Origin of the sequence: Polyangium sp. 15x6, from assembly GCF_029960785.1 — a bacterium.
Classification (GTDB): Bacteria; Myxococcota_A; Polyangia; order Polyangiales; family Polyangiaceae; genus Polyangium.
The window spans coordinates 1-22823 of sequence record NZ_JASBQE010000076.1 but is presented as its reverse complement, the minus strand read 5'-3'; the positions used below and the strand labels follow the sequence as shown (position 1 = coordinate 22823).

At 67.5% G+C, this 22823-nt stretch carries 19 protein-coding genes; 17 read left to right on the top strand and 2 right to left on the bottom strand.

Going from position 1 to position 22823, the window contains the following annotated elements; translation table 11 throughout:
• Positions 1 to 12 precede the first annotated feature (12 nt).
• A complete protein-coding gene (locus QHF83_RS38150) occupies positions 13 to 507 on the bottom strand; it encodes a DUF2085 domain-containing protein (protein WP_282422983.1) in 495 nt (164 codons plus the stop codon).
• A 214-nt stretch (positions 508 to 721) separates the two neighbouring features.
• On the opposite strand from QHF83_RS38150, the gene QHF83_RS38145 reads away from it, so the two are divergent.
• Positions 722 to 1813 carry a hypothetical protein gene (locus tag QHF83_RS38145; RefSeq protein ID WP_282422982.1) on the top strand — a complete coding sequence of 364 codons (1092 nt, stop codon included), beginning with the start codon at positions 722 to 724 and terminating at the stop codon, positions 1811 to 1813.
• Complete coding sequence (locus tag QHF83_RS38140; protein ID WP_282422981.1) at positions 1813 to 2481, top strand: hypothetical protein; 669 nt, start codon at positions 1813 to 1815, stop codon at positions 2479 to 2481. Before QHF83_RS38145 ends, QHF83_RS38140 begins: the two co-directional genes overlap by 1 nt.
• A gap of 24 nt (positions 2482 to 2505) precedes the next feature.
• Here the strand turns inward: QHF83_RS38140 and QHF83_RS38135 are convergent, their stop codons facing one another.
• On the bottom strand, positions 2506 to 3336 hold the full coding sequence (locus QHF83_RS38135; protein WP_282422980.1) for a hypothetical protein: 831 nt from the start codon (positions 3334 to 3336) through the stop codon (positions 2506 to 2508).
• Positions 3337 to 3396: 60 nt separating this feature from the next.
• On the opposite strand from QHF83_RS38135, the gene QHF83_RS38130 reads away from it, so the two are divergent.
• The 15 genes from QHF83_RS38130 to QHF83_RS38060 form a co-directional block, all read left to right on the top strand.
• Complete coding sequence (locus tag QHF83_RS38130) at positions 3397 to 3798, top strand: HNH endonuclease (protein ID WP_282422979.1); 402 nt, start codon at positions 3397 to 3399, stop codon at positions 3796 to 3798.
• Between the two features lie 90 nt (positions 3799 to 3888).
• A complete protein-coding gene (locus QHF83_RS38125) occupies positions 3889 to 4758 on the top strand; it encodes an SMI1/KNR4 family protein (protein ID WP_282422978.1) in 870 nt (289 codons plus the stop codon).
• A 444-nt stretch (positions 4759 to 5202) separates the two neighbouring features.
• Complete coding sequence (locus tag QHF83_RS38120; RefSeq protein WP_282422977.1) at positions 5203 to 5703, top strand: hypothetical protein; 501 nt, start codon at positions 5203 to 5205, stop codon at positions 5701 to 5703.
• A gap of 182 nt (positions 5704 to 5885) precedes the next feature.
• Positions 5886 to 6350 carry a hypothetical protein gene (locus tag QHF83_RS38115; protein ID WP_282422976.1) on the top strand — a complete coding sequence of 155 codons (465 nt, stop codon included), beginning with the start codon at positions 5886 to 5888 and terminating at the stop codon, positions 6348 to 6350.
• Between the two features lies 1 nt (position 6351).
• Entirely contained in the window at positions 6352 to 7680 is a 1329-nt protein-coding gene (tssK, locus tag QHF83_RS38110) for a type VI secretion system baseplate subunit TssK (protein WP_282422975.1), read from the top strand.
• A gap of 7 nt (positions 7681 to 7687) precedes the next feature.
• Positions 7688 to 8443 carry a DotU family type IV/VI secretion system protein gene (locus tag QHF83_RS38105; protein ID WP_282422974.1) on the top strand — a complete coding sequence of 252 codons (756 nt, stop codon included), beginning with the start codon at positions 7688 to 7690 and terminating at the stop codon, positions 8441 to 8443.
• Complete coding sequence (locus QHF83_RS38100; protein ID WP_282422973.1) at positions 8440 to 12486, top strand: type VI secretion system protein; 4047 nt, start codon at positions 8440 to 8442, stop codon at positions 12484 to 12486. The genes QHF83_RS38105 and QHF83_RS38100 overlap by 4 nt, the downstream gene beginning before the upstream one ends.
• Positions 12487 to 12500: 14 nt before the next feature.
• Complete coding sequence (gene tssA / locus QHF83_RS38095) at positions 12501 to 13580, top strand: type VI secretion system protein TssA (RefSeq protein ID WP_282422972.1); 1080 nt, start codon at positions 12501 to 12503, stop codon at positions 13578 to 13580.
• Between the two features lie 173 nt (positions 13581 to 13753).
• Positions 13754 to 14254, top strand: coding sequence for a type VI secretion system contractile sheath small subunit (gene tssB, locus QHF83_RS38090; RefSeq protein WP_282422971.1), 501 nt, complete (start codon positions 13754 to 13756; stop codon positions 14252 to 14254).
• A 20-nt stretch (positions 14255 to 14274) separates the two neighbouring features.
• Positions 14275 to 15777 carry a type VI secretion system contractile sheath large subunit gene (gene tssC / locus QHF83_RS38085; RefSeq protein WP_282422970.1) on the top strand — a complete coding sequence of 501 codons (1503 nt, stop codon included), beginning with the start codon at positions 14275 to 14277 and terminating at the stop codon, positions 15775 to 15777.
• 103 nt (positions 15778 to 15880) lie between these two features.
• Positions 15881 to 16375, top strand: coding sequence for a type VI secretion system tube protein Hcp (locus QHF83_RS38080; RefSeq protein ID WP_282422969.1), 495 nt, complete (start codon positions 15881 to 15883; stop codon positions 16373 to 16375).
• Positions 16376 to 16411: 36 nt separating this feature from the next.
• The gene (gene tssE / locus QHF83_RS38075) at positions 16412 to 16888 is read left to right on the top strand and encodes a type VI secretion system baseplate subunit TssE (RefSeq protein ID WP_282422968.1); all 477 of its coding nucleotides are present in this window, start codon (positions 16412 to 16414) and stop codon (positions 16886 to 16888) included.
• The gene (tssF, locus tag QHF83_RS38070; protein ID WP_282422967.1) at positions 16885 to 18693 is read left to right on the top strand and encodes a type VI secretion system baseplate subunit TssF; all 1809 of its coding nucleotides are present in this window, start codon (positions 16885 to 16887) and stop codon (positions 18691 to 18693) included. The genes tssE and tssF overlap by 4 nt, the downstream gene beginning before the upstream one ends.
• A complete protein-coding gene (gene tssG, locus QHF83_RS38065; protein ID WP_282422966.1) occupies positions 18657 to 19712 on the top strand; it encodes a type VI secretion system baseplate subunit TssG in 1056 nt (351 codons plus the stop codon). Before tssF ends, tssG begins: the two co-directional genes overlap by 37 nt.
• 398 nt (positions 19713 to 20110) lie before the next feature.
• The coding region (locus QHF83_RS38060) for a hypothetical protein (protein ID WP_282422965.1) at positions 20111 to 22823 on the top strand (2713 nt) is incomplete at its 3' end.

Genomic DNA, 22823 nt, shown 5'->3' with positions numbered 1-22823 from the left:
GAACGGAGCTGCCTACGCAGAAGGCTGGCCACGCTCGCGCCGCAGCATGTCCACACACGCGGCGGCGATCGTGTATCCGAAGGAAAAGCCGGTCGCGAGCCGCGCCGCGTGGCATCCCGGGTACAGCCCGGCGCCCCGAGCCACCACATCGGCCAGCATGGCCAGGCTGGCCGCGATCATCCAGAGCCGCCACGCGCCTGGGGAGAGCGCTGGCCGCGCGACGAGCGCGCCCGCGGCGGCGCCGGCGAAGATCCCGGCGCATCGGCTGCAGACGGGCATTGCCACGCCCGCCAGCGTGAGCGTGCGCTCGGGGATTCGATGGCATATCGCCCCGAACGCCGCGTCGAGCAGGGCGCCCGCCTCGCCGAGCGGCAGCCACGCGCGTGCGGGCGAAAGGAGCCACGGCGAGAGGCCCACCACGACGAAAGCGGCCCGGGGGATGCTCCATCTGCGCATGGCATTCTCGCCGATCTCCTTCTCGAAGGAGGTCGTTTTTTCGCGTATCACGCCCATCCTCCCCGCGCGATACGGCGGCGCATGGCTCCTGCGTCGGGCGGCAATGCATCCATGCAGGGATGCATCGATCGCCGAAGCAACTGCTCTGGACGGCCGGCTTGCGGCCCTAGGCGCGCGGCTCAACGTTCGGTCGTGACGGAATGGGGCGGCGGCGGGGCAAATCGCCCTTCGTGGCTCCATGGGACAGCACACGAGGAGGATCACGATGACAATCCAATCGAGAAAGCCGTCGTTGCCGCGCGTGGCCGAAGCACGCCCGAGCGCGGACCGGGAGCATCGATGGACGATCTCGCTGGGCTTGATGCTCGCGGGGCTGTCGCTCGTGGCCTGCAAGTATGGGGAGCGAGCGGCTGCGAAGGGCCAGTGCCCGCCCGGGGAGATCTGCTCGGATCAGACGCCGAACGGCCTGGCATTCGCGGGCGCGGGCACATTCAACAATGCGGAAAAGGAGACCCTCCTCCCCACGGCCCTCGGGGGCATACAGACGGTGAACGTCTACTACCCGGAGTCGCCCTATGCGCACTACGTGTCCGCCTTCGAGCCGAAGCTCGTCGATTCCAGGGTCGTCGCGTTCGAATCGAGTGGTCCCGCCACGATCGTCCTACGAGGTGTCGCCGAGGGGAATACCTTGCTGCGGCTCCTCGAACCGGGGACGACGAAGCTGCTCGACAGGGTCTTGGTCTCGGCCATGCCGGTCGCGCGTGTCGCCCTGCTCCCGCGGGAGCTCGAGAACGAGGACCCGGACAACGCGAATTGGGCGGTGCTCGTCGGAAACACGGCGGCGATCGGCATTCTGCTCTTCGACGCGAACGACCGCCAGGTCGTCGACGAGGCGCTCGAGGTGCGCGCCCATGCGGCCGACGTCTCGCGGCATGCGTGGGACATCTACGGGGTCCGGGTGGCCTCCGAGGAAAGGGTGACGCTCGCGGTACGGTCAGGCGGCCGTTTCTATTCGGCCGACGTTCGGGGCGCCAAGTCGATCGATGATATCGTCGAGCAAACCCAGGAGACTTCGGAGAGGCCCATCACGGTCTGGCCCGGATCGACCGGCACGATGCTCTGCTTCCGTGCAAAATCGGGAGACACCACCGTCGTTGGGGCGACGTGGAGGTTTTGGCCGTCCGAGCTCGTCACGATCGAGCGCCCGGATGCGTCGGAACCGCCCTCCTGGCAGTCGCCGAGCTGCGTGAAGCTCGTTGCGAAGGAGGCCGGGCGCGCGTCGCTCCGTGTCAAGGCGGGCGACCACGAAGAGACGTTCGCCCTCGAGGTCCCCGAAACAGGCGCGGAGACGCGGTGATGAAGACATTTCTCCCGGTGCTCGTCGTGCTCGGCGCGACGACGACGACCTCGCTCGCGCTGGCGCAATTGAACCTGCAGTTCTGGTGCGCCGACCGGCAGCACGGGAACACCGGCTATCACGCCACCTTCTCCGCCGACGGCTCGTTCGGGCTGAACATCGAGGGCCGCGAGCCTGTCCGCCGTGGGACCTATTCGTTCACGGGAGATCGCGTGAGCATGACGGTCCCGTATGCGGATTCATCGAGGCCTCCATGGTCGGAGACCTCGGAGGCGCTGGAAATGCATTGGGGGATCCCCATCGCGTTCCGGACGCCGAGCCTGTCGTGCCATGTGGTGAGGCACCACCACGGCCCGGGGATGGGGACACGCTCCCTCGAATGCGAGAGCACCTACTTTTCCCATTCAGGTGTCTCCTTCTTGCGCGAGAACACCTTCAGCTTCTTCGATCACCACCACGTTCGGCGCTTCAGCTCGTCGTATGTGAGCACGTCATCGGCCCCGGGTACGGACATCTCCAGCACGAGCACGGGGATCTACTTCATCGAAGGCGACCGGATCTTCATGGCCTTCGGGAGAGAGGAGGACGCGGAGGACCGCTACCTGACCGGCACGATCAACGCCGATGGCAGCATCACCGTCGATCAGCCCAGCACCACGTGCAGATGACGCGGCCCTTCCGTTCGAACGGGGTCATTGCACCACGAGCGTGACCGCCCGGTTCGGGCCCCGGCGTGTGCCCACGCCGAGCACGTACGTCCGACCCGCGTCCACGCCGCCTTTCCACTGGGAGCCGCAGCTCTGCGAGACCAGCTCCCATCCCGACGGCGTCCGCTCGTACAATCCGATGGTGGGCTCGAACTCGGCGTCGGCGAAAGCCGCGACGAAGATCTGGTCCGATTCCGTGGGCGTGAACGAATACCAGATGGTGCCATAGACCTCGCATAGGGGCGGCTCGTCGAGGCTGATCGTGGTGCGTGACATCTCGACGGCATCGACGAACGGCAAGCCCTCGATCACGGTCGCGTCGCGGAGAGCGTCATTGCTCGCGGCACGGGCTCGTTCGACGCCGAGCTGCAGGTCGCCGCCGGGCGCCCTGCCGCTCGACCCGACCATGATGTAATACGTCTGCCCCGCCTCCGCGGTGAACATCGCGACCGACGTGGGGTGGACGGCGTTGTCGTCGCACCGGATCTCCGTGAGGCGCCCCTCCGTCATCGTGTAAATCGACACCACCGTGTCGAAGTCGCTGCCGATCGTATGCACGGTGAGCGGGAGGCTCGCGCTCGTCGGCGCGGTGACGCGGAACCAGACTGAATGTCCCACGAAGCCCCAGCATTCCGGGTCGCCCGGGGCCGTCGTCGCGTCGCGCGTATCGAGCCTCCTGTGAGATGGGAAGTCCCTGATTTCGGTGGCGTTGCGGATGTCGTCGTTCGGCGGCGCCGCGGCGCGCGCCTCCCGCGGGCCGAAGGACAGGACCATCGAAGCGAGCAGAGCGATCAGGCTGTACATCATCCGATTCATCGAGCATCCCTCCCTGCGTCCTCGCGCGGTGGCAAAGGGCGTTCCTTCAGGGCGAACCCGATGAGGCCGCTCGAGGCGCCGTCACGCTTGCCCCAGGTACAGGCGTATTTCCTCCACGGCGAGGCGATGCGCACGACGGGGCACAAGGACAAAGCCGTGAAGAGCTACCTCCGATTCAAGGAGGTGGCGGCGATGGCCCCCAAGACCGGCGTGCCCTTCGATGCCGAGGGGTATCCCGACTTCAAGGCTGCCGGGGTCGTGAAGAGGGAGGTAAAGATCACCCAGACGGGGGACAGGCGTGAGGATATCAAACGCGCGAACCAGGCAGCGAACTACAAATTGACGCCGAAAGACCATACGTGGCACCATCACCAGGACGGGAAGACGATGCAGCTCGTGCACAGGGACATTCATGGGGCCACGGGCCACACCGGCGGGGTCGCCACGCAAGGAAGACCATGACATCGTAGTCAAAGACCGCGGAAAACCCCGCGCGAGCAGTCCGGTCCCGCACGTATTCAGCGATTCCCGCAGATATAGTGAGGGCTCCCAATGACCACACCGTCCATCGATATACCAGAGCGTCTTTTCGAGGTTCCCGTCTATTTGCCCTATCTTCAGCCGACGCTCACGCCGCGCGCGATCGAGAAAGCCGAGGCCCAGCTCGGCGTGAAGCTGCCGGCCGCCTACCTCGCGGCGCTCCGCGTACAGAACGGGGGCTACTTGCGCCTGTCGGACCACCCTTCGCGCCTCGCGCCTTTCGACTGGCTCGCCGGCATCGGCCCGCGCTTCCCGTCGATTCTCGAACACGACTGGGAGGAGTTGAAGGCATTCATGCGCGAGAACAAGATCAAGAAGCCGCGCCGCCTCGACGACCTCGTGTCGTTCTGCGGAGACGGGCACTACCATTATTGCTTCGACGATCGGAAGCGCGGGCGCGAGAGCGAACCATGCATCACGTACATTGATGTGGAATGCTTCGATGTCGACAAGGTCCTCGCCCCCGACTTCCTTACGTTCCTGCACGAGCTACGGGCTGAGCAGGAGCCTGCTTACGGTATCAGCACATCCCAGCCGATCGAAGCGGTGGCGGCGGCGTTGGCGGACGCGAGCGGATGCCCACTCGAAGATCAGGGCGATCAGTCATATGGCTATCGTGCATTCTATTTCGACCTCCCGGTGGCTGATGACAAACAGGGGGCGTGGCTCACCCCGAACCGCGTCAAACGAGGCTTCGTGCGGCAGGAGGATCCCGAATACGCCAAGCTCGCCGCGCGGATGACCGGGGTTGCGCTTCGCTATCCTGAGCACGCCGACTGCGATTATTTCATTTCGACGAAGGTCGACACGGAGGCTTGGCGAGGTTTCACTCGTGCGCTCTCGTCGTTGCCCTATGAATCACGAGCCATCGTACTCGAATGACCATGCCTTGCCCCAGGGCAAGCGGCGAGATCGGCGGGCTTTGGCTCACGTGCCTGCTCCGCATCGGTTGCACACCTCAGCTACCCAGCGGGTCGTCCTCAGCGAGCCGGCAGGCCGCCCTCGTCCTTCCGCAGGCCGTCGTCATCTACGCGGCAAGCCGTCCTCGTCCTTCCGTAGGCCGTTCTCATCTACGCAGCAGGCCGTCCTCGTCCTTCCGCAGGCCGTCGTCACCTACGCAGCAGGCCGTCCTCGTCCTTCCGTAGGCTGTCATCACCTACGCGGCAGGCCATTCTCAGCCTCCGAGAGCCTGTCCTCATGCTCCGAGAGCCCATCCTCGTCCTCCCGCAGGCTGCCCTCAGCCTCCGCCCATGACGAGATCGTGCTGCCTCTGAAGGAAATATTCATCGCCGGCGTCTCTCGCGCACCCCTAACCGGAGGTGCTCGATGACGACTGCTACGTATCACCCTTATGCAGGCCCCCTCGACGTGACCCTTGCCGACGTGAAGGACGACCTCGTCGACCTCACCGCTGGAGCCTCCAAGGGCTTCCGTGGCGTCCAGCCCGGGATCGAGGGCGTCTGCGACGAGCTCGCGGGCTCCGTCGCCGCGTTCGGCGACGCCGTCGGCATCTCCCCCAAGCTCTACGAGCGGTTCGTCGCCGAGACGATGAGCATCGATGCCCTCGCCCAGAAGGAGGCCATCCTCGAAAAGATGCTCGAGGCCACCCGCGAGTCCCGCCGCCTCAAGACCCACCAGCGCGAGAACACCATCGCCCAGATCGTCGACGTCGCGAAATCCACCGCCCAGCGCACCCGTGACAAGGCCATCCTCGCCCCCTTCGAGAAGACCATCCGCTACAACGCCCAGACCGCGCTCAAGGGCGCGAAGACCCGCCGCAAGAACCAGGCTGCGAAATCGGAAGCCCCGTCAAGCTCCGAGACGTGAGTCCCGCCCATCCTCCCTCTGCCTGCCCCGTCCCCCCTCGGCCATCCCACAGCCGTCCCGCCTAACCCATCGATTCCGTTCTCGTCTGTAGCCAGCCTTCGCGAGTTTGTAGACCCGTCCCGCACGATCGCTCTACCCTTACGGGACTCATGGGCTCGTGTAGGCACGCTCGGGGCGGAGCGATGGGCAGGGCGCGATGGATCGCGGCGCTCCTCCTTGCCTTGCCCTTGGGCCTCGGGTGCTCGTCGGGGCCTCCGGCGACTCGGTTTCTCGTCGAGGTCGCAATCACCGCCAAGGCGAACCGGAATTCGCCCGTCCCCCTGACCCTCGTCGCGGTGCAGGACGCGAAGCTCTTCGACCAGATCATCAAGCTCACCGCCAAGCAGTGGTACGAGCAGCGCGAGCAGATGCGCCGGGATTTCCCGAGCGGCACCGCGTTCACCGAGTGGGATTGGGAATTCGTCCCGGGCCAGGCCCCCCCGCCCATGGTCGTCGAGGTCTCGGGCCAGGCCGTCGGCGCCGTCATCTTTGCAAACTACCGCTCGCCCGGCGATCATCGCTTTCGTATTGGCCCGCAACGCCGGATGCGGGTCGACCTCGGCGACGACGACCTCGTCGTGAGCCCCCTCGATGCTCCGGAGGAATGACATGCGCGCCGACGAGATTCCGCTCGCGATTCAATGGCACGACGGGATGCTCCTGTCGCCGCAGCACTTCCAGGAGGCCGATCGCAGGTCCGAACGCCTGCTCGCCTATCACCTCCAGCAAGCCTCGCCGTACCACCACGGCATCGTCACGCTGAAGCTCGCCGAAGGCACGCTCGGCAGCGGCCTTCTCCGCGTCCAGCAGATCGAAGCCATCATGCCCGATGGCACCCTCGTCCATCACGCCGGGGGCAAACACGACCTCTCCGTCGACCTCCGCCCCCAGGCCGCGCTCGTCCGCGACGCACCCGCCACCGTCTTCCTCGCCGTCCCGCGCGCGCAGGCCGCCGTCTCCGCCTCCGCCGCCGACCTCGCGCGCAACCGCTCCGCTGAAGGCGCGCCCGTCGTCGACGAGCACACCGGCGAAGATCCCCTCGAGATCCCGCGCATCGCGCCGAGCGTCCGCCTCCTCGTCGCGGCCGAACCTCCGCCGCGCCTCGTCTGTTTGCCCATCGCGCAGGTCCGCCTCGAAGGCGAGGCGTTCGTCGCGACCGACTACATCCCGCCCACCCTCGGCGTCGCCCCGGGCTCGCCCCTCGACGAGATGTGTCAACGCCTTGCCGGTCGCCTGCGCGAGAAGGCCATGCGCCTCGCCGAGAAGGCGAACTTCCTCTCACGCACCACCGATCGCGAGCTCATCGGCGAGATCCGCCGACAGATCCAGTGCCTCGTCGCTGCGCTCCCTCCGTTCGAGGCCGTCCTCTACTCCGAGCGCCCGCATCCGTTCTCCCTGTTCGTCACGCTCACCGGCCTCGTCGGCCAGATCTCCTCGCTCGCGCGCACGCCCGTGCCGCCGCTCCTGCCGAAGTACCGGCACGACGACCTCCGCGCGACCTTCGAGAATGCCCGCGATCACATCTTCCGCATGGTCGACGAGGGCATCATCGAGTCGTTCACGGCCTACCCGTTCGACCTCAAGGAAGGCAAGTACAACGTCCTCTTCCAGCGCGAGTTCCGCACGCGCGCCGTCGTCCTCGCCGTCCGCGCCCAGCGCGGCGTGCGCGAGGACCAGCTCCTCAACTGGATGAACGGCGCGCTCATCGGCGCCCCGGGGCGCCTGCGCACCATGCAGGAGAGCCGCATCCTCGGCGCGGGCCGAAAGCGCGTCGAGCGCCACGGCGACCTCGTGGCCACGCCCGGCACCTTGCTCTTCGAGCTCGAAGAGCAGAGCGTCTACCTCGACCCGGGCGAGCCGCTCACCTTGTGCAACACGGCCGATCCGACGGGCCAGAGCGGCCCGTCCGAGGCGGTCCTCTACGTGAAGAGCGGGTAGGGGCGCGATGGCTGCTTCTCCGGGACGTTCTGCCCTCGGCCCCAAGCAGGCCGCCCTGCGTGACAACCGCGTCCTCGTCGACGCGTTCTGCAATTTCCACGCGGACGTCGTCACGCAGAAGCGCGTCGTCGTCGCCTCGGGCGGCGTCCTGCCGCACGACGCCGTCCAGCAGCGCCTCCTCGACGCCTTCGAACAGCAGGCCGGCAAGATCCAGAGCTCGCTCCCCGAGCACGAGCGCCGCCTCTTCGAGGAGACCCGCTACATCATGATCGCCATGGCCGACGAGGTCTTCCTCCACCTCGACTGGTTCGGCAAGGAGTACTGGGCAGACAAACCGCTCGAGTCGATCGTCTTTCAGACCCGCGACTCGGGGGATCGTTTCTTCAACCGCATCGACGACGCCCTCAACGGACGAACCATGGCGTCGTCGCAGCTCCTCACGGTCTACCTCACGGCCCTCGCCCTCGGCTTCCGCGGCCGATACGCGCCCCTCGGCACCGGCGAGCCCGAGACCTACCGCGCGCGCATCGTCGACTTCCTCGCCCGCACCGATCCCGAGATCGTCCGCGGCGAAGACCTCTGCCCCCAGGCGCACGAGTACACCGCGGCCGACACACCCCAGAAGCGTTTGCCCTCCCTCTCCCGAGGCATCCTGCCGTTCCTCGTCGTCATCCTCGGCTGGATCATCATCGGTGAGATCCTCTGGCTCTATCGCACGGCCGAGCTCGACACGGTGCTCGACCGCATCGAGGACGCCACGTGACCGTCGGCACCCTCCTCAAGATCCTCGGCGGCCTGATCGCGCTCGCGGTCGTTGGCGTCGGCATCTACGCGTTCGTCCTCGCGCAGAAGAAAAAAGCGCAGAAGGCCGCGGAGCTCGCCAAGCGCGACGGCAGCCCCGATCCCATCGCCGAGATCCGCGCCTCCGTAGCCAAGGCCAAAGCGGCGCTCGTCAAGAAGGTCCAGGACAAGACCGCGCGCGAGGAGATGCCGCGGTACCTCGTCCTCGGCGAACCCTCGTCCGGAAAAACCACGCTCCTCGGCGGCACCGGCCTCAGCGTCCAGCTCACCGAGGGCGGCGATCCCGCGCCCGGCGACACCGCGGCCGTCAACCTCTGGATGCTCGGCAAGGCCCTCGTCGTCGACGTCGCCGGCCGCCTCCTCTTCGGCGAAGGCGGCACACCCGCGCCCGATCCGCCGTATCGCGCCCTGCTCCAGGAGCTCAAGCGCCTCCACCCCGATCGCCCCATCGACGGCATCCTCCTCGCGGTCCCGTGCGCCGAGATCATGCAGACCGCGCGCTCCACGCCCGCCGAGCGCAAGCGCAAGGCCACGACCCTGCGCGCCGCCATCTCCTTGGCGCAGCAGACCCTCGGCATGAACGTCCCGGTCTACGTGATCGTCACGCAGACCGATCGCCTCGCCGGCTTCCGCAGCCTCGGCACGGAGGTCGCGCCGACCCGCCGCGACGACATCCTCGGTTGGTCGAGCCCGCACCCGCCCTTCACCGACGGCTCCGAGGACTGGGCCGCCGAAGCGCTCGGCACGGTCCGCGATGCGCTCCTCCGTTACCAGGCGCGGCGCTTCGCCGGCCCCTCCGCCGTCCGCGCGCCCGACGACTTTTTCCTTTTCCCGAGCGAGATCGAGTCGCTCACCGACGGCCTGCACACCTACGTCGACCCCGTCTTCCTCGAAGGCGCCGGCCAGGACACGCTCACCCTGCGCGGCATCTACTTCTGCGGCCTCGCCGATCCGCCCGGCCCCCCGCAGCTCACGGCCCCGGGCGCCACGCCCGCCGCGCTCGCGCCTCCGCCCGCGGCCGCGGGTGCGTCGGGCAAGGTCCTCTTCTCGAAGGATCTCTTCGAGCACAAAGTGTTCGCCGAGCGAAACCTCGGCCAGCCCGCGGCCGCCGCGCTCCGGAGCCGCCGGCGTATCAACCTCGCGCTCCAGATCGTGGCGTGTTGCCTCGGCGGCGCCTTCCTCGCGGCCCTCTGGATCGACGCCTCGCGCCTCGAGCGCCACACGAACGCGCTGATGCCGTTCCTCCGCGAGGTGCAGAGCAGCGTCCTTTCGGCGAAGAGCGAGGCCCCGGGCACCGAGGCGAGCTTCGACGCCAAGAAGCTCCGCGCCAAGGCCCTGATCGAAAAACTCGAGACGATCGAAGAGCCGCGCCGCCTGCGCTCCCCGCTGAACCCCTCCTCCTGGTGGGGACGCCTCGACCGCCGCGTCGACCAGGCGTTCGTCGTCGCCCTCGAGAGTGTCCTCGTCGACACCTTCCGCGCCGGCCTCGACGCGGAGGCCGTGCACCTCTTGCGCCCGCTCCCGCCGCAGCCCCCGCCCGACGCGTTTTTCCCCCTCAGCGTCGAGAAGAGCCAGGAGTACATCCAGCTCGAGACGTGGCTGCGCGAGCTCACCGCGTTCGAGGCCCACGTCGCGCGCCACGACGGCCTGCTCGGCGAGCTGCCCAAGGACGCCACGCCCGACGCGCGCATGCAGAGCGTCGCCGACCTCTCGGATTACCTCCTCGGCTACAAGACCTCGCCCACGATCGCGGTCGACTATTACCGCACCGCCCTCGCCCGCGGCGCGCGCCGCCAGCCCATTGACATCGCCCCGCGCCGCGATCCGGCCCGCGAGAAGGCGACGGCGCTCTTCAAGGGCCTGCAGGATCGTGTCCTCGAAGCCTACAGCGACGCCGTCGTCCGCGCCGACGTCGAGCAGCTCGTGCAGAGCTTGAAGGACCTCGAGACGAAGGGCGCCGACTACACCGTGCAGGACCTCTGGACGCTCCGCGACGCGATCGCGCGCGTCGAAGCGCACCTCGGCGCGCCCACGCTCTCCTGGGTCTCGGGCGAGGCGCTCCCGCCGAACGAGGGCATCGCGAACCTGCTCAAGACCGTCAAGAACTCGCGCCTGCTCGGCCCCGACGTCGAGGCGTCCTTGCGCGGCGGCGTCGACGCGCGCCTGCTCGACCTCAAGACCTACGTCGCGAGCGCGGGCGCGCCCCTCTCCGGGCCCATCCTGGAGCGCAAGGGCGGCGTCCTCTTGATGCGCCTGTCGCCCTTCATCCTCGGGCTCAAGGCGCCCATCGACGCGCTCCGCCAGCAGACGTTCATGACGGCCGAGGAGGAGAAGACCCTCACGCCCGACGTCGATCGATCCCGCGTCGACTGGGACGCCGAGGTCCTCAAGGAGGCCGCGCGCCTGCCCAAGGACTACGAGGCCTTCCTCCAGGGCGGCGTCCTCAAGACGGTCGACTCCCGCATCCGCAACACCATCTCGGACCTCACGCTCCGCCAGGTCAAGGCGAACACCCTCGGCGCCGTCGCCCGCGCCGCGCGCCCGGCCACGCCGCTGTCCGGCAACAACAATCGCCAGTTCGAGAACGTCCGCGCCGACGCCGGCAACCTCGGCCAGGCGATGGCGCCCATTCGCGAGATGATCAGCGCGTTCGTGCGCCTGCGCATGGACGACGCCCGCGATCGCCTGCGCGAGCTCTTGCGTGGCCAGGGCTCCGAGGTCCTCGGCCGCGCGGCGGACGTCCTGCGCGCCGAGAACCTCTACGGCCTCAAGAAGGGCGGCTTCACCTGGTGGGACGGCAAATCGACGCCGGCCTTCGAGGCGTTCAGCGTCCCGGACGCCGGGCGTTTGTCCGAGTATGCCGCGGCCCAGCGCACCCGCGCGGCCACGCTGCACAAGGAGCTCGCCGAGCCGCTGCTCGCGGCCATGGAGAGCCCCGAGGTCGCGGCCGACGCGAGCGGGGACCCGAACGTCTCGCTCTGGCAGAACGTCGCCTGGCCGCTCAAGGATTACGAGACCAAGAAGGCGGGCAACGGGGTCTCGAACCTGGAGACCTTCATGCTCTCCGACCTGCCGCTCATCACGGCGAAGAACTGCATCGCCGAGCTCGACAAACGCGCCGGCGTCGACGGCTCGGGCGGCTTCTTCGCGGGCAAGCAGAAGTACATCGTCGAGGAGCTGCGCGAGCGGTGCCGCGTCCTCGCCGGCGAGGAGATGCGTGATCGTTATGCCGCGCTCCGCCGCACGTTCAACCGCGAGCTCTCGGGCAAGTTCCCCTTCGTGAAGATCGAGCCGGGCATCCGCGTCGAGGACGCGCGGCCCGAGACCGTGCGGCGTTTCCTCCAGGACGCCGCCGATTTCCGCTCCGATTTCGGCTACGTCCTCGGCAAGGACACGAAGGCCTCGGCCGGCGAGGTCGGGCGATTCCTCGAAAAGATCGAGGCCGTCCGCGCCTTCATGATGCCCATGTGGGCGCAGGTCGAGTCGGCCGAGGACGGCATCTACGACGTCAAGGTCGAGTTCCGCGTCAATCCGGGCCTCGAGGTCGGCGGCAACCGCATCGCCGAGTGGGCCGTGCGCCTCGCGGACGAGCGCCTCTTTCGCGACGGCCCCAAGGCCGAGGCGAGCTGGCGCGTGAACGACTCGGTCCGCGTCGATCTGCGCTGGGCGAAGAGCAGCCTCGACGTCCCCTTGCCGACGCAGGGCCCCAATGTCTTGGTCAATGATCGGACCGTCACGTTCGAGGAGCGCGGCCCGTGGGCGCTCCTGCGCATGATCGCGTTCCACCAGTCCTCCGCGCGTGACGGCTCGCAGAAGACCGAGGGCGGATCCCACGTGCTCGGCTTCGTCGTGCAATCGTCGCCCGATCCCACGGGCGGCTTCATCGAGCGCGTCGGCACCGACGAAAGCACCGTCCGTGTCTTCATCCGCGTCGCGCTCACCGGCGTCGAGAAGGACCGGCTCCTCCGATACCCCGAGTTTCCGGCGATCGCCCCGAACCTTTAGGAGACAGAGCCTCGATGTCGACGAAGGCCCCGCTCATCGATCTGGAGACCCTGCTCCAGCCCATCTCCGAGGATGCGCCAAGTGGTTCGTCTCTCCGGTACGAAGGCACGTACGATCGGGTCCGCGAGGCGCGCCGCGAGGACGATCCCTCGCTGCCGATGGGCGAATGGGAGACGAAGCTCAAGGTCTCCGACCTCGCGCTCGTGGACAAACTTTGCCAGGAAGCGCTGCGCAAGAAATCGAAGGACCTCCAGATCGCGGCCTGGCTCGTGGAGGCGTGGCTCCGGCGTTACCGCGTGAAGGGCCTCGGCCATGGTTTGTCCCTCGTCGCCGGGCTCTGCGAGCGATTCTGGGACGGCCTCTTCCCCGAGGCCTTTGACGACCCGGACGCCGCGGCGCGCGCCGCGCTTTACGAGTGGATGGACGACGTCCTCTCGGATCGCCTGCGCCGCACGCCTTTCACGGACGGCGACGGAGCTTTTTCGCTGCTCGATTGGGAGCTCGGCGGAGCGTCCGGGCCCGCCGACGGGGAAGGCGAGGGCGCGCGGCCCACGCGAGAATCGCTGCTCGCCAAGATCTCGCTCGGCGGCGCGGGCACGCGCTGGACCGACATCGCGCTCGACGCGGGCACGGCCATCATGGCGGCCGAGGCGGCCGAGGCGGCGATCGCCGCGCAGATCTCGCGCCCGCCCACGCTCCGCCGCGTGCGGGAGGTCCTCACGCAGATCGAGCTGCTCGCGCGGGATACGGCGCGCATCAACGGCGAGAGCGCGCCTGTGGCGAGCGCGCCCGCGGCGAGCCCCCCGCCGCTCGGATCGGCGGCTGCGGCTGCCGCGGCCTTCACGGCGCCTTCCGGGGGAGGAGCGGGCGGCTCGTTTGCGATCACGAGCCGCGCCGACGCTTATTATCGGCTCGCCGAGGCGGCCGAGTACCTCATGCGGACCGAACCGCACAGCCCTGTGCCGTACCTGGTCAAACGTGCGGTGCAGTGGGGCAACATGTCGCTCGCCCAGCTCCTCTACGAGTTCGTGGGAAACCCCGATGATCTCGTGGCGATACAGCGCTTGCTCGGGATGCGCGGGAGGGAGGATTGACGCCGGGGGGAAAAAGGGGGGGTGCGAGAGGCCGCCCCTACGAGGGTGTTGTGTTGACGAGCCTGGGCACGGTAAAAGGGTAATGCGCCAGCCTTACGCGCCGTGCGCGGGCGGGTTTTCGGAGAGTTCGCAAGCCGCGGCGCCGCCGCGAGAGCCGAGGAAGGGAGCCATCGATGGCAGAGAGCAAGCAGCACTGGCTGGACCGGAACCGTCCGCCGCGTGTGCAGATCACCTATGACGTCGAGACGGGCAACGCAATCGAGAAGAAAGAGATCCCGTTCGTGGTCGGCGTGCTCAGCGACCTGGGGAGGAACGAGGCGAACCCGCTGCCCAAGCTGAAGGATCGCAAGTTCGTCGAGATCGACCGCGACAATTTCAACGACGTCCTCGCCTCGACGAAGCCCGAGATCAAGGTGACGGTCGACGACGTCATCAAGGGCACGGGGAAGATCGGGATTCCGCTGACGTTCACGCACCTCGACGATTTCCGGCCCGAGCGCCTCGTCGAGCGAATCCCGGAGCTCCGCAAGCTGCTCCGCGCGCGTGAGCGCCTGAACGATCTCCTCGCCAAGCTCGAGGGCAACGACGAGCTCTCGGCGGCGCTGCGTGAGGTCATGGAGAGCTCCGATGCTCTCCAGAAGATCACGGCGGAAGTCTCCAAGGATCAGAGCTAGGCCGCGCGGAGGGTACGAACATGCCGGACACAGTGAGCGTCAAGCAACTCATCGCCTCGAGCGCGGACGGCGCTTCCATCATCGATCAGATCCTCGCCGAGGGCGCGATGGTCCGCGGGGACAACCCCGTCCAGAAGAAGCACGCGCGCGACATCATCGGGGAGTTCTGCCAGCAGATCCTCGACGAGCGCGATCCGAACGACAAGCAGCGGGCCCTCGATCTCGGCGCGGTCGCGGCCATTCAGGATCGCATCAACGAGATCGACGAGATCATCGGCAAGCAGCTCGACGCGATCCTGCACGCGCCCGAGTTCCAGGTTCTCGAGTCGCGGTGGCGGGGGCTGCACTACCTCGTCATGAACACGGAGACGAGCACGCGCCTCAAGATTCGCGTGATGAACGTCCGCAAGGACGAGCTCCGCAAGGATTTCGAGGCCTCGCCCGAGTTCGATCGCAGCTCGCTCTTCAAGAAGGTTTACGAGGAGGAGTACGGCACGTTCGGCGGCGCGCCCTACGGCCTGCTCCTCGGCGACTACGAGTTCGACGGTTCGAACCCGGACGTCGGCCTCTTGACCGAGCTTTCGAAGGTCGCGGCGGCGGCGCACGCGCCCTTCATCTCGGCGGCGAGCCCGCACCTCTTCGACATGGAGAACTTCGGCCAGATCGGCGTGCCCGGTGATCTCGCGAAGCTCTTCGAGAGCACGCAGCTCATCAAGTGGAAGGAGTTCCGCGAGAGCGAGGACAGCCGTTATGTCGGCCTCGTCCTGCCGCACGTCCTCATGCGCCTGCCGTATGGCCCGAAGGGCGTGCCCGTGGACGGGTTCGTCTACGAGGAGAACGTCGGCGCGGAGGACAAGAACTTCCTCTGGGGCAACGCGGCGTACGCGCTCGGCCAGCGGATCACGAACGCGTTCGCGCATTATGGCTGGTGCGCGGCGATCCGCGGCGTCGAGGGCGGCGGCCTCGTCGAGAACCTCCCGGTGCACGTCTTCAAGACGAGCGAGGGTGATCTCGCGGTGAAGACGCCGACCGAGGTGGCGATCACCGATCGCCGCGAGAACGAGCTCTCCGAGCTCGGCTTCATTGGTCTCTGCTATCGCAAGAACAGCGGCCAGGCCGCGTTCTTCGGCGGCTCGACCGCGAACAAGCCCAAGGTGTACAACCTGCCCTCGGCGACGGCGAACGCGCGCCTGTCGGCGCAGCTGCCGTACATCCTCGCGACGAGCCGGTTCGCCCATTACATCAAGGTCATGATGCGCGACAAGATCGGCAGCTTCATGACGAAGGACAACGTGTCGTCGTACCTCAACAACTGGATCGCGGACTACGTGCTCCTGAACGACGACGCGGGGCAGGACACGAAGGCGCGGCTGCCTTTGCGTGAGGCGCGGATCGACGTGACGGACGTGCCCGGCAAACCCGGCGCGTACCGTGCCGTCGTTTTCTTGAAGCCGCACTTCCAGCTGAACGAGCTCACGGTCTCGATGCGACTCGTGGCGGATCTTCCGCCGCCGGCTGCGTGACGGGCCTCGCGAATCGGTGTAGGGTATATCAGGATGTTGCCGCCCCGCGTTCGAACGGAGCGCGCGGGTGGCGACCGTCCACGGGGACGCGGAGGATTGCACGATGGAAACGAGTTTTTTGGAGATTGACGGTATCAAGGGCGAGAGCACGGCGAGCCAGGGGAAGGACAAGATCGAGATCCTCTCCTTCGCCCACGGCGTCGCGATGCCCCTCACGGCGGGCGCCTCGGCGAACGCGCGCGCGCACGGCCGCTGCGTGCATCAGGACTTCACGTTCAGCAAGTTCCTCGACATCGCCTCGCCCACGCTGAACCTCAAGTGCAGCGGCGGCGACAACATCAAGAAGGCCGAGCTCACCGTCTTCCAGGCCGACAAGAACGACGGCGACATGGTCCTTTATTACAAGATCACGTTCGAGGACGTGATCTTGACGAACGTCTCGGTGAGCGGCGGCAGCGGCGGTCGTCCCGTCGAGACGGTCACGTTCAACTATCGCAAGATCAAGTGGTCGTACGCCCAGCAGGGCCAACCTTCGCCGGCCGGCAAGAAGGGCACGGCGGAGGCGGGCTGGGACAACGAGCAGAACAAGAAGCTCTAACCCGAGGGCGGCTCATCGTCCCAGGGGAACGACAGAATGGCGAAAGCGTGGGGATCCACGAGCGCGGGCAGGGTTCCCCTGTTCGACCGGCTGGTCGACGAGAACCCTGCTCAAAAACAGGAAGCGGTCCCCTATTGCACCCTCGATCGAGACGGGCTGCGCGCCTCGGTGGCCCGCGAGCTCGGTCGAATCCTCGGCACCCGCAGCCCCATCTCCGGCGACGAGGCGCTCTCCCGGCAGCGCACGACCATCGATTACGGTTTGCCCGACCTCGAGCTCGGCGGCCGTGCGCTCGTCCCGGAGGAGCTTCGCCGCCTCGTGCGCCTCGTGCAAAAGACGATCGAGGCGTACGAGCCGAGGCTCCAGAACGTACGCGTGGAAATCAAGCGACGCGAGGACGCGCCGCCGCACGCGCGCCTCGTGGTCGCGCTCTCGGCGACGCTCGTCACCGACGAGGTGCGTGAGCCTCTCTCGTTCGAGGCGCCGCTCGAAGCGGGCCCGGGAGCCGCATGAGCAAGGGAGATCCGGATCGGGAAATGCTCGAGCTCTACGCGCGCGAGCTCGCGTATCTGCGCGAGCGCGGCGCCGAGTTCGCCAAGGACTACCCGAAGATCGCGGCGCGCCTCGGCACCTCGAACCAGGCCTCGTCCGATCCGCACGTCGAGCGCCTGGTCGAGGCCTTTGCATTCCTCTCGGCGCGCCTCACGCGGGACATCGAGGCCGAGCTCCCGATTTACACGACCTCGCTGCTCGGCGCCCTTTATCCGCAGCTCGCGTGTCCCGTGCCGGCGATGGCGATTGCCGGGTTCGAGATCGACCCGAAGGAGGCCAAGCTCGGCTCCGGGTACACGGTCGACAAGCACACGCCGCTCTTCGCGGCCTCGGCGACCGGGCCGGTCTGTCATTTCCGCACCGCGTATCCGGTCACGCTCTGGCCGATCGAGATCGTCAATGCGGGCATGGTCCCGCCCGAGAACCTCGACGTCCCCTCGTGGCTGCTCACGAACGCGGCGGCGGCGCTGGAGATCGAGATCTCGACGGGCGGCCTCCCGCTCGACAAACTCGGCATGCGCTCGCTGCGCTTCCACATCGCGGGCGGGGGCATGGGCGCGGCGCGCCTCTACGATCTGCTCGCGGCGCACGCCGTGCAGGTCCTCGTGGTCGGGGAAAAACCCTCGGAGGACTGGGCGTACGGCAAGATCCGGCCCGTCGGCTTCGAGGCGAACGAGGACGTGCTTCCGTATCCGCCGCACGCGCACCGCGGCCATCGCCTCGTGCAGGAGTATTTCGCGTTCCCGGAGAAGTTCCATTTCTTCGACATCGAGCTGCCGAAGCTCCCGCCGCGCAAGAACGCGAAGATCCTCGTCCTCTTCGATCAGAAGCCGCCGGCCGGCGTCGCGGTCCGCAAGACGACGTTGCAGCTCGGCTGCACCCCGATCATCAACCTCTTCCCGCGCAGCGCCGAGCCGATCCGCGTCGATCACACCCGGCCCGAGTATCGCCTCGTCGCGGACGCGCGCCGCGAGCGGACCACGGAGGTCCATTCGATCACCCGCGTCGCGGCGACGGCGCCCGGCGAGCCCAAGCAGATCGATTACGCGCCCTTCTTCTCCTTCGTGCACCACCGCGCGGGCGAGAGACCCCGCGCGTTCTGGCACGCGCGCCGCGTCGCCACGGGCCGCAAGGACCTGCCGGGCACCGACGTCTGGCTCACGTTCGTCGACACCGACTTCAAGCTCGCGCGTCCCCCGTCGGAGACCGTCTACGCCGGCGTCCTCTGCACGAACCGCGACCTCGCGAACGAGATCGCCAAGGACACGCAGCTCTCCCCCGAGCGCCCCGTCCCGGCCAAGAAAATCGTTTGTCTCACGAAACCGACCCCCCAGCGCGCGGCCCCGATGGGCGGCGAAGCGCTCTGGCGGCTCGTCTCGAACCTCTCGCAGAACCACCTCTCGATCACGGACGGCAAGACCGGCGTCGCCGCGCTCCGCGAGATCCTGCGCGCCTACGTCTTCGGCGACGCGCCCGACGCCGAGCGCCAGATCGACGCGCTCCTCGAAATCTCGAGCCGCGTGGTCACGCGCCGCCTCGGCAGCGACGCGTGGCGGGGATATTGCCGGGGCCTCGAAATCACGCTCACGCTCGCGGACGAACAGTTCGCCGGGTCGAGCCCGGTCCTCCTGGCCTCGGTCCTGAGCCGATTCTTCGCCTTGCAGGCGCACATCAATGCGTTCACCGAGCTCGTCCTGAAGCGCGCCTCGCGCGCGGAGGTCTGGAAACGATGGCCGCCCACGGCTGGCGAAAGAGCCCTTCTGTAGAGGCCTGGCTCTTCGACGAGGGACACGCCTTCGATTTTTATCAGGCCGTCTCCCTCCTCGAACGCTTTCGGGAAGGCGACGCCGTCCCCGTCGGCGAGGGCTCCGATCCCTCGCGCGAGTCCGTGCGATTCGCCGGGAACATCGCGCTCGCCTTCCCCGAGACCGACGTCGCGCGCATTCGCTCGCCGCACCGCGAGGGCGAGCCCGCGAAGATGCAAGTGAACTTCCTCGGCCTCGGCGGCGCCCTCGGCCCGCTGCCGCCGCCGATCGTCGAGTCGATTTACATGCGCGCCGTCCGCGGCGACACCGCAGCGCGCGATTTCCTCGACATCTTCAACCACCGTCTCGTCTCGTTCGCCTATCGCATCCGCAAGGGCCATCGCGTCGGCCTGGGCGTCTCCTCGCCCGAGAAAGACGGCGCCGCGCGGCACCTCTTCGCGCTCCTCGGCCTCGGCTTTCAGGCGCTCGAAGGCCGCCTCGCCGTCCAGGATCGCGCCCTGCTCGAACACGCCGCGAACCTCTCGAACGAGTCACGCTCGCTCGAAGGTCTGGTCGCCATTCTCCGCCGGCATTTCGGCGTCCCCATCGAGCCCATCCCGCTGACGGGCGCCTTTCACCCCATCGAGGAGACGGATCGCACGGCGATCGGCCGATCCGGCCAGAACCGCGCGCTCGGCCGCAACGCATGCCTCGGAGGGCGCTTCTGGGATCAGGAATCCACGTTCGATCTGCGCATCGGCCCCATGAAGCTCGATGAATTCCTGCGATTCCTCCCCGACGGCGACGCGCTCCGCCCCCTCTGCTCCCTCGTCCGTTTTTATGCAGGCGCACGCTTCCACTTCAGCCTCATCCTCGTGCTGGCCGAAGGCGAGGCGCCGCGGATCGAGCTCGGCCGCGCCACGTGCGCGCTCCTCGGCCAGATCGCCTGGCTCGGGAATGTGAACAAGCACGGCGGCAGGGTGCGCGAGGTACGTTTGTCGCGTGCGGCCATTCGGAAAGGCCTCGGCGAGGCCACGTAGGCGAAGCCGCGGGCGCCTCGCTGGGGCTTCGCCCCAGGCCCCACCGGGGCTATCCGCCCCTGGACCCGGACCAGCGCAAGCGCTGGACCCGGGCTCGATGAACTGCGCTCCGCGCAGTTCATCGAACAGGCCGAGTCAAGACCAGGAACGACCCTGCCAACCAAGACAGCCACGTTGCCATTTCGACTGGCAACGCTGCCCGTGGTCTTGCACCGGCCCGTTGGAAGAACTGCGCATCGCGCAGTTCTTCCACCACGAGTCCAGGGCTTGCCCTGGTTCGGGTCGAGGGGCGAATAGCCCCCGCGGGGTCCGGGGCGGCGCCCCGGCGCGGCGGCCCAAGCCAAGGAGTGATGCTTGTCAAGCGTCTGCGCGCCGGGATATCGTTCTGCTGAGGCCTTATGACGACTGCAGAAGAGAGCCAGGGCGCCACGGAGAGCATTCCGAGCAAGCTCGGGAAGTTCGCCACGGAGCAGATCGACAAGGCCGAGGTCACGGTCACGAAGGGCGTCTCTACCGTCCGTGACTCCACGAACCAGATCATCAGCAAGGCCGAAGAGCAGATCCTCAAGCTCAACAAGGCCCTCTACGAGACCAAGAACGGCATCTCCTCCGGCATCGACACGGCCATCAAGGAGACCGAGGGCAAGCTCAAAGGGATCACGCCCGAGCTCAAGAAGATGGGCGAGGACGCGATCAAGACGGCCAAGGACAAACTCGACGGACTCGTCGACGAGGTCGAGGGCAAGCTCGAATCGCAAAAAGACGCGCTCGTCAAGACGGCCCAGGATCAGATTCAAAACGCGGCTGACCAGGCGAAGGGCAAGATCGACGAGATCGGACAGCTCGGCGAGGACCAGGCCAAGAAGGTCCTCGATGCGGTCAAGACGCAGGCTGACACCGTCGACCAGAAGCTCGGGGATCTCGAAGGCCAGATCGACGGCAAGATCCAGGCGATTGGCGACGACGTGCGCGGCAAGTTCGAGGCCGCGCTCGCGAAGGTGCCCGATCACGACGGCGCCAAGATCGAGATGTCGGCGAACATCGACGCCGTCGTCGACGAGCTTCGCAGTGCCACGAAGGACTCCATCGAGCAGGCGCGCGAGACGCTCAAGTCGCTGGTCAAGCAGACCGACGACACGATCATGCAGACGATCGGCGACGTGCGCGCCGCGATCGGCGAAGTCCCCGCGCGCATCAACCAGTGCGCGCAGGACATCCTCGCGAAGGTCAATGACGCGATCCAGAAGACCATCGACGAGATCTCGAACCTCGCGCATGGGCTCGTCGCGCGCACCGCGGAGCTGCTCAACCAGGCGCTCCTCACGATCACCAGCACCGTCGACAAACTCCTCGCCGACGGCTTCGCGCTCGTGCGGGGGATCAAGGCCGACCTCGATCGCCTCCTCGACAAGCTGCTCGAACAGATCCGCGACCTGACCCTCGGCACGCTCGAGGACGTCCGCAAGGCGGCGAACGAGCTGCTCGGCACGTTCGAGACCGAATGCAAGAAGATCCTCCAGACCATGGAGGAGTCCGTCATCGGCTCGGTCGAGGAGCTCGGCGGCAAGATGAACGCCTCGATCAAGGCGCTCCAGGCCGACTTGAACCTCGACGCCGACAAGATTGTCCGGGACCTCGTGGCCGAGGGCGCGAAGGGCCACGACGACGCGCTCGCCGACTTCATCAACGCTGGTTATTCCGAGGACACCTCGGTCATCCCCAAGATCCGGGCCAAGGGCGAGGCCGCGATCAAGCAGATCGAGACCAAGACGAAGGCCCAAGGGGAGAAGCTGATCAAGGACTTCGAGATGCAGGCGACCCTGCTGAAGCCCAAGATCCAGGCGCAGGGCATCAAGGTCGTCGCGCAGATCGCCGCGCTCGGGCCGAAGCTCGCGATGCAGGCCGTCCAGATCGCGACGAGCATCGCGTCGTCCATCAAGGACAAGGGCGAGGCGGTCAAGAAGACGTTCGAGGAGCTGCAAAAGACGCTCGTCGACGCGATCACGAAGAAGATCCCCGATTACCTCGAGAACTGCAAGAAGCAGATCAAGGCCGCGGCCGACGCGCTCGCCCTTGCGGGCAAGACGTTCTACGAGAAGACGCTCGCCGACATCATGGGGGCGATCAAGGCGGCCGAGGCGCGGTTCAAGCAGCTCGCCTCGGAGATGAAGGACCTCATCGAGACCCAGGTCCTCGAGCTCGTCGCCTCCATTCGCAGGACGGTGGAGACCTCGATCCAGCGCTTCAAGGATCTCGGCGCCGCGTTCGAGGAGAAGACGAACGCGCTCGTCAACGACATCCCGGCGCGGCTCATCAAGCTCGAAGAGGTCGCGCGGATGGCCGTCGAGCGTGAAATCACGCTGGCCAAGGGGCTCGCCAATGCGACGAAGGACGACATCCTCCTGAAGGCGCGGACGACGCTGTCGGAGATCAAAAAAGCGGCGTACGGGGTCCTCGGCGGCATCCGCGGCGATTTCGGCGCGGTGCAGGGCTCGCTCGCGCTCATCGTCCCTGCGGGCGCGGGGCTCGACGCGGCCGGCGCGATCAATCTGGCGGTGTCGGGCGGCCTCGAAGGGATGATCGCGTCGGCGGCGAATGCGGCGCAGGCCGCGGTGACGGCGGGCGTGAATGCGGCCGAGGCCGTGAACAATGCGGCGGAGCAGGCGGCGGCCGCGATGAGCGCGGCCGGGTTCGACGGCGCGGCGAAGACATTGACGGACGTCCTCAACCAGCAGATGGGCGAGGTGCGGACGGAGGGCGAGAAGGCCAAGAACGTCATTGCCGCGGCGAAGGAGAAGATGACGGCGGTCGCCAAGGAGGCGACGGACACCTGCACGCAGGCGGCGCAGGCCGCGCAGGCCGCGGCCGCGGAGGTCGTGGAGGCCGCGAATTCGACGGGCGACGCGATCAAGGCGTCGGCGGAGAACCTGACGAAGAGCCTCGAAAAGGCGAAGGAGATCGTCAAGGACGCCGGCAAGACCGCGATGCAATCGATGAAAGAGGCCCAGGACGTGCGCAAGGGCGGCGACGGCGCGCAAGCCGGCGCGGGCGCGCAGGCCAAGGCCGGCGGGGCGGACGGCGCGGCGGCGGGCGCGGACGGCGCGGCGGCGC

Coding starts and splice junctions, on each gene's coding strand:
- QHF83_RS38105 (WP_282422974.1), top strand. CDS start 7,688: ATGGCTGCTTCTCCGGGACGTTCTGCCCTCGGCCCCAAGCAGGCCGCC.
- tssF (WP_282422967.1), top strand. CDS start 16,885: ATGAGCAAGGGAGATCCGGATCGGGAAATGCTCGAGCTCTACGCGCGC.
- QHF83_RS38145 (WP_282422982.1), top strand. CDS start 722: ATGACAATCCAATCGAGAAAGCCGTCGTTGCCGCGCGTGGCCGAAGCA.
- tssC (WP_282422970.1), top strand. CDS start 14,275: ATGCCGGACACAGTGAGCGTCAAGCAACTCATCGCCTCGAGCGCGGAC.
- tssG (WP_282422966.1), top strand. CDS start 18,657: ATGGCCGCCCACGGCTGGCGAAAGAGCCCTTCTGTAGAGGCCTGGCTC.
- tssB (WP_282422971.1), top strand. CDS start 13,754: ATGGCAGAGAGCAAGCAGCACTGGCTGGACCGGAACCGTCCGCCGCGT.
- QHF83_RS38125 (WP_282422978.1), top strand. CDS start 3,889: ATGACCACACCGTCCATCGATATACCAGAGCGTCTTTTCGAGGTTCCC.
- QHF83_RS38140 (WP_282422981.1), top strand. CDS start 1,813: ATGAAGACATTTCTCCCGGTGCTCGTCGTGCTCGGCGCGACGACGACG.
- tssE (WP_282422968.1), top strand. CDS start 16,412: ATGGCGAAAGCGTGGGGATCCACGAGCGCGGGCAGGGTTCCCCTGTTC.
- QHF83_RS38130 (WP_282422979.1), top strand. CDS start 3,397: ATGAGGCCGCTCGAGGCGCCGTCACGCTTGCCCCAGGTACAGGCGTAT.
- QHF83_RS38115 (WP_282422976.1), top strand. CDS start 5,886: ATGGGCAGGGCGCGATGGATCGCGGCGCTCCTCCTTGCCTTGCCCTTG.
- QHF83_RS38120 (WP_282422977.1), top strand. CDS start 5,203: ATGACGACTGCTACGTATCACCCTTATGCAGGCCCCCTCGACGTGACC.
- tssK (WP_282422975.1), top strand. CDS start 6,352: ATGCGCGCCGACGAGATTCCGCTCGCGATTCAATGGCACGACGGGATG.
- QHF83_RS38080 (WP_282422969.1), top strand. CDS start 15,881: ATGGAAACGAGTTTTTTGGAGATTGACGGTATCAAGGGCGAGAGCACG.
- QHF83_RS38135 (WP_282422980.1), bottom strand. CDS start 3,336: ATGAATCGGATGATGTACAGCCTGATCGCTCTGCTCGCTTCGATGGTC.
- tssA (WP_282422972.1), top strand. CDS start 12,501: ATGTCGACGAAGGCCCCGCTCATCGATCTGGAGACCCTGCTCCAGCCC.